This is a genomic window from Sphingopyxis sp. (genome assembly GCF_025869345.1).
Taxonomy (GTDB): Bacteria; Pseudomonadota; Alphaproteobacteria; order Sphingomonadales; family Sphingomonadaceae; genus Sphingopyxis.
This window is the reverse complement of the sequence record NZ_JAOZVW010000018.1, coordinates 3,990-15,708: the sequence shown is the minus strand read 5'-3', so window position 1 is coordinate 15,708 and position 11,719 is coordinate 3,990. Positions and strand designations below refer to the sequence as shown.

At 67.9% G+C, this 11,719-nt stretch carries 12 protein-coding genes; all 12 read left to right on the top strand.

Annotation, left to right across the window (positions count from 1 at the left end; all coding sequences use genetic code 11):
• Nucleotides 1-2: 2 nt before the first annotated feature.
• The 12 genes from OJI97_RS01460 (at nucleotide 3) to OJI97_RS01405 (ending at nucleotide 11,609) form a co-directional block, all read left to right on the top strand.
• Nucleotides 3-926: an enoyl-CoA hydratase gene (locus tag OJI97_RS01460; protein WP_297660286.1), complete on the top strand. Its 924-nt coding sequence runs from the start codon at nucleotides 3-5 to the stop codon at nucleotides 924-926.
• Complete coding sequence (locus OJI97_RS01455) at nucleotides 926-2,005, top strand: nitronate monooxygenase (RefSeq protein ID WP_297660283.1); 1,080 nt, start codon at nucleotides 926-928, stop codon at nucleotides 2,003-2,005. The genes OJI97_RS01460 and OJI97_RS01455 overlap by 1 nt, the downstream gene beginning before the upstream one ends.
• 3 nt (nucleotides 2,006-2,008) lie before the next feature.
• On the top strand, nucleotides 2,009-2,764 hold the full coding sequence (locus tag OJI97_RS01450) for an enoyl-CoA hydratase family protein (protein ID WP_297660280.1): 756 nt from the start codon (nucleotides 2,009-2,011) through the stop codon (nucleotides 2,762-2,764).
• The gene (locus tag OJI97_RS01445) at nucleotides 2,764-3,915 is read left to right on the top strand and encodes an acyl-CoA dehydrogenase family protein (protein ID WP_297660277.1); all 1,152 of its coding nucleotides are present in this window, start codon (nucleotides 2,764-2,766) and stop codon (nucleotides 3,913-3,915) included. The genes OJI97_RS01450 and OJI97_RS01445 overlap by 1 nt, the downstream gene beginning before the upstream one ends.
• 6 nt (nucleotides 3,916-3,921) lie before the next feature.
• Nucleotides 3,922-4,935 carry an acyl-CoA dehydrogenase family protein gene (locus tag OJI97_RS01440; protein ID WP_297660275.1) on the top strand — a complete coding sequence of 338 codons (1,014 nt, stop codon included), beginning with the start codon at nucleotides 3,922-3,924 and terminating at the stop codon, nucleotides 4,933-4,935.
• Between the two features lie 13 nt (nucleotides 4,936-4,948).
• Nucleotides 4,949-6,100 carry an acetyl-CoA C-acetyltransferase gene (locus tag OJI97_RS01435; protein WP_297660272.1) on the top strand — a complete coding sequence of 384 codons (1,152 nt, stop codon included), beginning with the start codon at nucleotides 4,949-4,951 and terminating at the stop codon, nucleotides 6,098-6,100.
• A 5-nt stretch (nucleotides 6,101-6,105) separates the two neighbouring features.
• Nucleotides 6,106-7,008: an SDR family oxidoreductase gene (locus tag OJI97_RS01430; RefSeq protein WP_297660269.1), complete on the top strand. Its 903-nt coding sequence runs from the start codon at nucleotides 6,106-6,108 to the stop codon at nucleotides 7,006-7,008.
• Nucleotide 7,009: 1 nt separating this feature from the next.
• Nucleotides 7,010-8,074 carry an acyl-CoA dehydrogenase family protein gene (locus OJI97_RS01425; protein WP_297660268.1) on the top strand — a complete coding sequence of 355 codons (1,065 nt, stop codon included), beginning with the start codon at nucleotides 7,010-7,012 and terminating at the stop codon, nucleotides 8,072-8,074.
• Nucleotides 8,071-9,252 (top strand): acyl-CoA dehydrogenase family protein, encoded by a 1,182-nt coding sequence (locus OJI97_RS01420; protein ID WP_297660266.1) that lies wholly within the window; start codon nucleotides 8,071-8,073, stop codon nucleotides 9,250-9,252. The genes OJI97_RS01425 and OJI97_RS01420 overlap by 4 nt, the downstream gene beginning before the upstream one ends.
• A gap of 12 nt (nucleotides 9,253-9,264) precedes the next feature.
• Nucleotides 9,265-10,047 (top strand): SDR family oxidoreductase, encoded by a 783-nt coding sequence (locus OJI97_RS01415; protein ID WP_297660263.1) that lies wholly within the window; start codon nucleotides 9,265-9,267, stop codon nucleotides 10,045-10,047.
• Nucleotides 10,044-10,508, top strand: coding sequence for a MaoC family dehydratase (locus OJI97_RS01410; protein ID WP_297660260.1), 465 nt, complete (start codon nucleotides 10,044-10,046; stop codon nucleotides 10,506-10,508). Before OJI97_RS01415 ends, OJI97_RS01410 begins: the two co-directional genes overlap by 4 nt.
• 297 nt (nucleotides 10,509-10,805) lie before the next feature.
• On the top strand, nucleotides 10,806-11,609 hold the full coding sequence (locus OJI97_RS01405) for an enoyl-CoA hydratase-related protein (protein ID WP_297660257.1): 804 nt from the start codon (nucleotides 10,806-10,808) through the stop codon (nucleotides 11,607-11,609).
• The last annotated feature ends 110 nt before the right edge of the window (nucleotides 11,610-11,719 follow it).

The window sequence follows — 11,719 nt, the reverse complement described above, 5'->3', positions numbered from 1 at the left end:
CCATGACCGATCAGAATGACGGGCTGATCCCGCCGGTCGATGAAGCGCCGGTTTACGAGACCGATACGCCGGTCCTCTATGAGGCGGCCGACGGCATTGCGTGGGTGACGCTCAACCGCCCGCAATATCACAATGTCCAGAACAGCCAGATGACCTATGCGCTCGACGACGCCTTCTACCGCGCCGTCGACGACGATGCGGTCAAGGTCATCGTCCTCAAATCCGACGCCAAGCATTTCAGCGCCGGGCACGACATCGGCACGCCGGGGCGCGACTTTCATTCGCCGGTCGAGCGGCGGCTGATGTGGTACGATCACTCGACCAAGGCCGGCGCCGAAAAGGCCTATGCCCGCGAGCATGAGCAATATCTCGGCATGTGCAAGAGGTGGCGGGACATTCCCAAGCCGACCATCGCGCAGGTCCACGGCGGCTGCATCGCCGGCGGGCTGATGCTCGCCTGGGTGTGCGACCTGATCATCGCGTCGGACGACGCCTTCTTTCAGGACCCCGTGCTGCAGATGGGCTTTCCGGGGCTCGAATATTTCGCGCATTGCCACGAGCTCAATGTCCGGCTGGCGAAGGAATTCCTGTTCCTGGGCGAACGGATGAGCGCCGAACGCGCCCGCGAAGCCGGGATGGTCAACCGCGTCGTGCCGCGTGCCGAGCTCGCCGACGAAGTGAAGCGCGTCGCGGAACGGATCGCGACCCAGCCGCGCCTCGCGCTCCAGCTCGCGAAACAGGCATGCAACCATATGGAGACGCTGGCGGGCAAGAATGCCGGGATCGATGCTGCGTTCGGCTACCATCATTTCGCCCACGCCAACAACAGCCTCGTCAAGGGCGACTATATCGCCGGGTTCGACGGCAAGAAGATGGCCGAAGCGAACAAGAAGGACGCCGCCAAAAAGGATCAGGACGCAGGCTGATGGCCGACCCGCTCGCCACCCTGCTGACCGAACGGCTCGGCTGCCGCCTGCCGGTGATCCAGACCGCGATGGGCTGGATCGCGACGCCCGCGCTCGTCGTCGCGTCGAGCGAGGCGGGCGCCTTCGGCTTTCTCGCGGGCGCGGTGATGCAGCCAGTCGAACTCGAAGCCGCGATCCTCGCGGTCAAGGCGGGGACGAAGCAGCCCTTCGGCGTCAATTTCCATATGTTCCAGCCCGGCGCGGCGGAGATCGTCGAGATCATCCTGAAGCATCGCGACCAGATCCGCGCGGTGAGCTTCGGGCGCGGCCCCGACGCCAAGATGATCGGGCGCTTCAAGGATGCGGGCATCCTCTGCGTGCCGACGGTCGGCGCGGTCAAACACGCGCAGAAAATGGTGCAATTGGGCGTCGACATGGTGACGGTGCAGGGCGGCGAAGGCGGCGGGCATACCGGCTCGGTCGCCTCGACGATCCTGCTGCCGCAGGTGCTCGACGCGGTGAAGGTGCCGGTGATCGCGGCGGGCGGCTTCGGCGACGGGCGCGGGCTCGCGGCGGCGCTGGCGTTCGGCGCGGTCGGCATCGCGATGGGCACGCGCTTCCTGATGACACGCGAAAGCCCGATCCCCGATGTGACCAAGGCGCGCTATGTTGGCGCGGGCACCGACGACATTCTCGTGTCGACCAAGGTCGACGGCCTGCCGCAGCGGATGATCAAAAATGCGCTGCTGAACCGCATCGAGCGCTCGACCGGGCTCGGCATCTGGCGCCGCGCGGTCGAGAGCGGGCTCGCAATGAAGCGCCAGACCGGCGCCTCCTTTGCCGAACTGTTCCGCGCCGCGAAGGGTATGACCAGCCACGGCGGCCTGACCCTGCCGCAGGCGATGATGGCCGCTTCGGCGCCGATGCTGATTCAGAAGGCGGTGGTCGAGGGCGACCCCGACCATGGGCTGATGGCGACCGGCCTTGTTGCCGGGCGCCTCGCCGACCTGCCGAGTTGCGCCGACCTGCTTGGCGACATCGAACGCGACGCACGCGCACGTCTCGCCGCCCTCTTCTCTTCCTCGTCAACAGGGGCCTGACCCATGCCGATCCATACCGAGATCAAGGACCGCATCGCCGAAATCGTCTTCGACGTCCCGCCGGTCAACGCGTTCGACAGCGAAACGTGGAACGGCCTGCCCGCGATCATCCGCGAGGCGGGGAACAATCCCGAGGTCAATGTCGTGCTGATCCGCGCCGCCGAGAGCGCGCGCGGATTCTGCGGCGGCGTCGATATCAAGGAAATGCAGGCGCATCCCGAACGCATCACCCTGCTCAATCGCGGCAATTACCTGACCTTCAAGGCGGTGCGCGACTGCGAGGTTCCTGTCGTCGTCGCGGTGCATAAATTCGTGATCGGCGGCGGCATCGGTATCTGCGGCGCGAGCGACACGATCATCGCCGCCGACGACGCCTTCTTCTCGCTGCCCGAGGTCGATCGCGGCGCGATGGGCGGCGCGTCGCACCTCTCGCGCATGCTGCCGCTGCACAAGGTGCGCGCGGCCTTCTTCACCGGCGGCAACATCCCGGTCGAGGAAGCCTACCGGCTCGGCGCGGTCGAAAAGGTCGTGCCGCGCGAAAAGCTCGTCGAGGAAGCGCGCGCCTTTGCCGCCGTCATCGCGGGCAAGTCGCGCAAGGCGCTGGTGATCGCCAAGGAAGCGCTGAACGGCCTCGAAGCGCGCGACGTCGATCGCGGCTATCGCTGGGAACAGGGCTTCACGCTCGAAATGTATATGCACGAGGACAGCCAGAAATCGCGCGATGCCTTCGTCGAGACGGGCAAGGCGGCCGAATTCTGATGGACCTCGCCTACACCCCCGAACAGCAGGATTTCCGCGCCGAGGTGCGCGCGTGGATGGAAGCGAATGTGCCGAAAGAGCCGCTTGTCACGCTCGAGCGCGAGGACGGCTATCATCAGCATGTCGAGTGGGAGCGAAAGCTCGCGAGCGGCAACTGGGGCATGGTCACCTGGCCCGAAGCCTATGGCGGGCGGGGGCTCGATCTCATCCAGTGGCTGATCTTCGAGGAAGAATATTATCGCGCCGGGGCGCCGCTGCGCGTCAACCAGAACGGCATCTTCCTGCTCGGCCCGACGGTGATGGAGTTCGGCACCGACGAACAGAAGGCGCGCTTCCTGACCCCGATGGCCAAAGGCGAGGTGATCTGGGCGCAGGCCTGGTCCGAACCGGCCGCCGGGTCCGACATGGCGGCCATTACGACCAAGGCGATCCGGGACGGCGATCATTATGTCATCACCGGCCAGAAAACCTGGTCGAGTCGCGCCAGCTTCGCCGACTGGGGCTTCGGCCTGTTCCGTACCGACCCGGACTCGAAGCGCCACAAGGGGCTGAGCTTCATCCTGTTCGACCTCAACTCACCCGGCGTCACACGCCGCCCGATCCGCCAGTTGCACGGCGATCCCGGTTTCGCGGAACTCTTCTTCGACGAAGTGCGCGTGCCGGTCGAAAACCGCATCGCGGGCGAAGGCGAAGGCTGGAACGTCGCGATGGCGACCGCGGGCTTCGAGCGCGGGCTGATGCTGCGCTCGCCCGCGCGCTTTCAGGCGGCCACCGAACGTCTCGTCAGGCTGTTCCGCCAGCACGAGGCCAAGGCCGCGCCCGCCGCGCGCGAGCAGGTGATGCAGGCGTGGATGGACGCGCAGGCCTATGCCTACAACACCTATGCCGTCGCGTCGAAGATCATGGCGGGCGGCCACATCGGCGCCGAGGCGAGCCTCAACAAGATATTCTGGTCCGAACTCGACCGCGCCGCGCATCGCACCGCGATGCAGCTTCTCGGCGCATCGGCCGAATTGCGGCATCTCGACGGCGGCGCGCTCAACGCGTGGCTCGAAGGCTATATCTTCTCGCTCTCCGGCCCGATCTACGCCGGGTCGAACGAGATTCAGCGCAACATCATCGCCGAGCGCCTGCTCGGCCTGCCGAGGTAAGGCGCCATGGACGTCACTCTTTCCGAAGATCAGGCGACGCTGACGCAAGGCGTGCGCGATTATCTGGCGGGCGTCCACGCGCCCGAATTGCTGCGCGCGCTCGACGCCAGCGACAGCCGCCGCTCGGCCGACGTCTGGCAGGGTCTCACCGAGATGGGCCTGCCCGGCCTGCTGGTGCCAGAGGCGCAGGGCGGGCTCGGCCTGTCGCTGCTCGACGCGGTGCTGATCGCCGCCGAATTGGGCCGCGCCGGGGTCGCCGAACCGCTGGCCGATACCGCGCTCGTCGCCGCGCCGCTGCTCGCAAAGGCAGGCGGACAGGACGCGCTGCTCGCCGCGATCGCCAGCGGCGACGCGAAAATTGCGCTTCAGCATCCGGCCAATCCGTGGGTCGCCGACCTTGATGGCGCCAGCCATGTCCTGTCGGCAAAGGACGGCGCGCTGCTGCTCGCCGACCATAGCGGCGGCGGCGAATTACTCGACAGCGTCGATCCGCTCCGCCGCCTCTATGCACCCATCGCACCCTCGGGAACCAAGGTCGGTTCGGCTGATGCGCTGCTCGACCATGCCGCGCTGATAACCGCCGCGCAGCTTGTCGGCGTCGCCGATGCGATGCTCGAACAGGCGACCGAATACGCGAAGAACCGCAGCCAGTTCGGCCAGCCGATCGGCAGCTTTCAGGCGGTCAAGCATCATCTCGCGACCGCGGTGGTCAAGATCGAGTTCGCCAAGCCGGTGATCCAGCGCGCCGCGGTGGCGCTCACCGAAAGATCGGCCAGCGCCCCCGTCCACGTCAGCCACGCCAGGCTCGCCGCCGCCGACGCGGCGTGGGCGATGAGCGAGACCGCGATCCAGACCCACGGCGCGATGGGCTATACCTACGAAGTCGACCTGCATTTCTGGATGAAGCGCGCCTGGGCGCTGTCCGGCGCATGGGGCGACCGCGCTTTCCATCTTGGCCGCATCGACGCCGCTATCCTCGGCGGCGCGCTGCCGATCGGCCCCGGCCACAGCTTCGCATAAGGAAAAAGGAATAATGGCAGAAGCCTATATCATCGACGCCGTCCGCACTCCCATCGGGCGCAAGAAGGGCAGCCTCGCGGCCGTCCACCCCGCTGACCTCGCCGCGCATCCGATCAAGGCGTTGATCGAGCGCACCGGAATCGACGCAGGCCAAGTGGACGATGTCGTCTGGGGCTGCTGCGACACCATCGGCCCGCAGGCGGGCGACATCGGGCGCACCGCGTGGCTCGTCGCGGGGCTTCCCGAGCACGTTCCCGGCACGACGATCGACCGCCAGTGCGGATCGTCGCAGCAGGCGGTGCATTTCGCTGCGCAGGGCGTGATGAGCGGCACGCAGGATCTGGTCGTCGCGGGCGGCAGCCAGGCGATGAACGCGATCCCGATTTCGGCGGCGATGTTCGCGGGCCAGCCCTATGGCTTCGACAGCCCCTTCATCGGCTCGAAGGGCTGGGACGCCCGCTACGGCACCGAAGAGGTCAACCAGATCAAATCGGCCGAGATGATCGCCGCCAAGTGGCGGATCAGCCGCGAGGCGATGGAGGCCTTCGCCACCGAATCGCACCGCCGCGCGCAGGCCGCGATCGACAATGGCTGGTTCAAGGCCGAAATCGCGCCGCTCGAAGGACTGGAGCAGGACGAGACCGTCCGTCCGCAGACGACACCCGAGGGTCTCGCGACGCTCCGCACCGTCAACGAGGGCGGCGTGATCACCGCGGGCATCGCCAGCCAGAATTGCGACGGCGCCGCCGCGCTGCTGATCGCGAGCGCGGCGGCGGTGAAGGCGCACGGGTTAAAGCCCCGCGCGCGCATCCATCATCTGTCGGTCCGCGCCGACAATCCGGTGTGGATGCTCACCGGCCCGATCCCGGCGACGAAATATGCGCTCGAAAAGGCGGGGATGACGGTGGACGACATCGACCTGTTCGAATGCAACGAGGCCTTTGCCAGCGTGCCGATGGCGTGGATGCAGGAACTCGGCGTGCCGCACGAGAAGGTCAATGTGCAGGGCGGCGCGATCGCGCTCGGCCACCCGATCGGTGCGACCGGCGCGCGGCTGATGACCACCCTGCTCGGCGCGCTCGAACGCACCGGCGGCCGCTATGGCCTGCAGACCATGTGCGAAGGCGGCGGCCAGGCCAACGTCACCATCATCGAAAGGCTGTGACACCCATGGGCATTTGCGAAGGACGAACGGTCATCATCACCGGCGCGGCGCGCGGGCTCGGGCGCTCCTATGCGCTCGCCTTTGCCGCCGAGGGCGCGAATGTCGTCGTCAACGATATCGGTACCAGCCTGTCGGGCGAGGGCCGCGACACCTCGGCCGCCGACGGCGTGGTAGCAGAGATCGAGGCGGCGGGCGGCAACGCCATCGCCAACCATGAGGACATTACCGACTGGGATGCGGCGAAGCGGATCGTCGACGCCGCCGTCGACGCGTTCGGCGACCTGCATGTCGTCGTCAACAACGCCGGCATCGTGCGCGATCGCATGTTCGTGTCGGCGACGCCCGAGGAATGGGACGCGACGATGCACGTCCATCTGCGCGGCCATTTCTGCGTCGCCCGCCACGCCGTCGATTACTGGCGGGCTAGCCAAAAGGCGGGCAACCCCGTCGATGCGCGGATCATCAACACGACGAGCGGTGCCGGGCTGCAAGGCTCGATCGCGCAGGCGGCCTATTCGACCGCGAAGGGCGGGATCGCTGCGCTGACTTTGGTGCAGGCCGCCGAGCTCGGCCGCTATGGCATCACCGCCAACGCCCTTGCCCCCGCGGCGCGGACGCGGATGACCGAACAGGCCTTCGCCGACAAGATGGCGGCGATCGAAACCGGCTTCGACGTGCAGGACCCCGACAATATCGCGCCGACCGTGGTGTGGCTCGGCTCGGAACAGTCGAAGCATGTCACGGGCTGCGTCTTCGAGCTTGAGGGCGGGCGGATCACGATCGAGGACGGCTGGAACCTCGGCCCGACGGTCGACCAGAACGCCAAATGGAGCCCCGCCGACGTCGGCGCGGCAGTCGGCAAGCTGCTGTCCGAACGCCGCGCGCCGCGCAAGGTCTGGGGCAGCTAGGATGCATTTCGCCTTCACCGACGAGCAGGCGATGATCGCCGAGACGGCGAAGGCCTTCTTTGCCGGGCAGGCGACGAGCGAGCGCACCCGCGCCGCGATGGCCGGCACCGGCGTCGACGAGGCGCTGTGGCAGGCGTTCACCGCCGAACTCGGCCTCGCCGGGGTCGCGGTGCCCGAGAGCGAAGGCGGCGGCGGGCTCGGCATGGTCGAGCTTGCCATCCTGGCCGAGGAAGCGGGGCGGCACGTCGCGGCGCTGCCTTTACTCGCCAGCGTCGGTCTTGCCATTCCGGCGATCCTTGCCGGCGGCAGCGCCGAACAGAAAGCGCGCCTTCTTCCCCGCCTCGCCGCGGGCGGGCTGGTCGCGAGCTTTGCCGAGGCCGCGCCCGGCACGACCCGGAGCGATGGCGCCTTGACCGGCGCCGCCTTGCACGTCCCGCACGGCGCGCGCGCCGATCTGTTCGCCGTCGTGGTCGGCGATGCGATGTTCCTCGTCGAACGCGACGCGCCCGGCCTCGCCCTTACCCCGCTCACCAGCATGGATCAGACGCGCCCCTATGCGCGGCTCGATTTCGGGGCGGTCGCGGCCGAGCCGCTCGCCGACCCCATCGCCGCACTCGCCGCCGCGCAGCGCACCGGCACGCTCGTCCTCGCCGCCGATGCGCTCGGCGGCGCGCAGGCGTGCCTCGACCGCACCGTCGCCTATGCACAGGAGCGCGTCCAGTTCGGCCGCGCGATCGGCAGCTTTCAGGCCGTCAAGCACCGCCTCGCCGACATGATGGTCGGGGTCGAACAGGCGCGATCGGCCGTCTACTGGGCCGCCTGCGCGATCGACGAAGGGTCGGACGAAGCCGCCTTCGCGGTTCACGCCGCCAAGGCCTTCGCCTGCGACACCTATAGCCATTGCGCGGGCGAGATGATTCAGCTTCACGGCGGCATCGGCTTCACCTGGGAGCATGACGCGCACCTCTATTTCAAGCGCGCGCGCAGCGACCGCACCCTGCTCGGCACCCCCGACTGGCACCGCGAGCGGATCGCGCGGATGGCCGGATTGGACGAGGCGGCATGAAGCTGGGATTCTCCCCCGACGAAGAGGCTTTCCGCGCCGAGGCCGCGGCCTGGCTGACGGCCGAATTGGGTGGCCCGTTCGCCGACGTGCGCGGGCTGACCAGCCTGACCGATGCACCCGGACGCCGCCGCGACTGGGAGCGGCGGCTCGGCGAAGCGGGCTGGAGTTGCGTCGGCTGGCCGAAAGCCTATGGCGGACGCGACGCGACGCTCGCGCAGCAGGTCATTTTCGCCGAGGAATATGCGCGCGCGGGCGGCCCGCCGCGGCTCAACCATATCGGCATCGAACTCGCCGGCCCGACGATCCTCGCCTTCGGCAGCGACGAGCAGAAGGCGCGCTTCCTGCCCGCCATCGCAAAGGGCGAGGAAATCTGGTGCCAGGGCTATTCGGAGCCCGGCGCGGGGTCCGACCTCGCCAACGTCCGCACCCGCGCTTGGCGCGAGGGCGTCGACTGGGTAATCGAGGGCCAGAAGGTGTGGACCAGCCTCGCGCAATTTTCCGACTGGATCTTCGTCATCGCGCGCAGCGAAGAGGGTTCGCGCGGGCCGAAGGGCCTGTCCTTCCTGCTCGTGCCCGTCGATCAGCCTGGTGTCACCGTCCGCCCGATCCACCAGATCACCGGCGAGGCCGAGTTCAACGAAACCTTCTTCGACGGCGCGCGCACCGAAGCGGCAAACATCCTCGGCGCGCCCGGCGACGGCTGGAAGGTCGCGATGGGATTGCTGGGTTTCGAGCGCGGCGTTTCCACGCTGGCGCAGCAGATGGGGTTCCGCAACGAACTCGACGCCGTGATCGCGGCGGCGCGCGCCAATGGCGAAGCGCAGAATCCGCTGATCCGTCAGCGGATCGCGCAGGCCGAAATCGGGCTCAAGCTGATGCGCTACGGCGCGCTTCGGATGCTGACCGATGCCGAGGACGGCAGGCTCAACCCCGCCGCGCTCACCTACAAGATCCAGTGGGCGACGTGGCGCCGCGACCTCGGCGAGCTCGCGATGGACGTTCTCGGCCCGGCGGGCGAGACGGCGCCCGGCGGCGATTACGCCTTCCCCGCCCTTCCCAATTTGTTCCTCTATAGCCGCGCCGACACCATCTATGGCGGCACTAACGAGATTCAGCGCAACATCATCGCCGAGCGCGCGCTCGGCCTCCCGCGCGAGCCGCGCGGCGACCTCAAGTAAAGGAACCGAAACGTGGCACGACCGGCCCCCGACTATCCGACCCCGACCGGCCTCCTCAAGGGCAAGACCGTGCTGATCACCGCCGCCGCGGGCAGCGGCATCGGCGGCGCCGTCGCGCAGCGCGCGGCCGAGGAAGGCGCGGCCCTGTTCCTCTCCGACATGCACGAGCGCCGCCTCGGCGAAACCGCCGACCGCATCGAAGCGCTCGGCTTCATCCGCCCCGGCACGCTCGTCTGCGACGTCACCGATGAGGGCCAGGTGCAGGCGCTGGTGCAGGGCGCGATCGGCGCGATGGGGCATGTCGATGTGCTGATCAACAACGCCGGGCTCGGCGGCGCCGCGCCGGTCGTCGAGATGACCGACGAGCAATGGCACAAGGTGCTCGACGTGACGCTGACCAGCGTCTTTCGCATGACCCGCGCGATGCTGCCGCACATGTATGCGCGCCAGAGCGGCGCGATCGTCAACAACGCCTCGGTCCTCGGCTGGCGCGCGCAGAAACTGCAGGCGCATTATGCCGCGGCCAAGGCCGGGGTGATGGCCTTCACCCGCTGCTCGGCGCTCGAAGCCGCCGAGCACGGCGTGCGGATCAACGCGGTGTCGCCCAGCCTTGCGATGCACGCCTCGCTGTCGAAGGTGACGCCGCCGGGGCTGCTCGAGGAACTGACCGAGAAGGAAGCCTTCGGCCGCTATGCCGAACCGTGGGAGGTTGCGAACGTCATGCTGTTCCTCGCGAGCGATCTTTCCTCCTATATGGCGGGCGAAGTCGTCGCTGTGTCGAGCCAGCAGGCATGAGCGCGCGCGTCTTTGCCACGCCCGCGGCGCTGCTGGACGCGGTGGGCGAAAGTTTCGGCCCGACCGAATGGGTTGCCATCGAGCAGGACCGCATCGACCTGTTCGCCGAGGCGACCGACGATCATCAATGGATCCACGTCGATCCCGAACGCGCCAGGGACGGCCCGTTCGGCGGCACGATCGCGCACGGCTATCTGACGATGAGCCTCGTCAACCGCTTCCTCCCCAACCTTGTCGAGGTGCGCGGGGTCGCGATGGGGATCAACATCGGCACCGACAATCTCCGCTTCCTGAACCCGGTCCGCTCGGGCAGCCGCATCCGCGGCCTCGGCGAACTGGTCAAGGCCGAGGAAGCCAAGGGCGGCGTGCAGGCCGTGGTGCGCGTGACGGTGGAGATCGAGGGCGAAGCAAAGCCCGCCTGCGTGGTCGATACGATCAGCCGCTTTTACCCCGAGACGTGATCCGAAGAGCTATTTCCGTATTGGGGTGGGGAGTGGCCATAAAGCCCTCTCCCCTTCAGGGGAGAGGGTTGGGAGAGGGGGAGGCGTCCACGCCCCTCTCAACTCCGGCTAGCCGGTAAACCGGCAAGCCTTCGTATCTCTCCCCTGAAGGGGAGAGAGCAAGCTCCGCCGGGGGCCACAATCGCTCGAAAACAGACACTGCACCTCCACTCGTCCTCCCTCTTGCACTCTCCCTCCAAATGCGTCAAAACTTTACGTGAACGTAAAGGTAAAGCCCCCGCGAGAGGATAATTCCCCATGACCGACACCCCCAGCTTCGACACGATCAAGTTCGACGTCGCCGACCATGTCGCGACCATCACGCTCAACCGGCCCGAGCGGCTCAATTCGATGCCGCCTGCGATGGCCGACGATATCCGCACCGCGCTCGACTATCTGCCGGTGCTCGGCGCGCGGGCGCTGCTGATCACCGGCGAAGGGCGCGGTTTCTGCTCGGGCGCGGACCTTGCGGGCGACCGCAGCGGGTCGGCGGTCGGCGGCGGCGCGAACAGCCGCAAGGCGCTGCGCAACCATTATAACCCGATGCTGCTCGCGCTCGCCAATCTCGATATTCCGGTCGTCGTCGCGGTCAACGGCCCCGCGGCGGGGGTCGGGTGCAGCTTTGGCCTGTCGGGCGATTTCACCATCGCGGGCAAGAGCGCCTATTTCCTCCAGGCCTTCGTCAATATCGGGCTCGTCCCCGACGGCGGCTCGTCATGGATCCTGCCGCGCCTCGTCGGTCTGCCGCGCGCGGCGCAGATGATGATGCTCGGCGAAAAGATCGGCGCCGAGCAGGCCGCCGACTGGGGCCTGATCTATAAATGCGTCGAGGATGCCGACCTGCTGAGCGAGGCAAAGGCACTGGCGGCGCGGCTCGCGAACGGACCGACCGTCGCGCTCGGCACGATGCGCAAGGTGCTGCGCGAGGGCCTGTCGCGAAGCTATGCCGACACGCTCGACGCCGAAGCGAAGGGCCAGTTCATCGCCGGCAACAGCGCCGACGCGATGGAAGGCATTCTTGCCTTCCAGCAGAAGCGCAAAACCGCGTTCACGGGGAAATGATGAAATAACAGCGTCGCCCCCGCGCCGGGGGGGGGGGCGGGGGGGGGGGGAGGCCCCCTCCACGCCCCACCCCCCAGGGGTGGTGGGGTTGGGCGGGGTGGGGCCGGGGG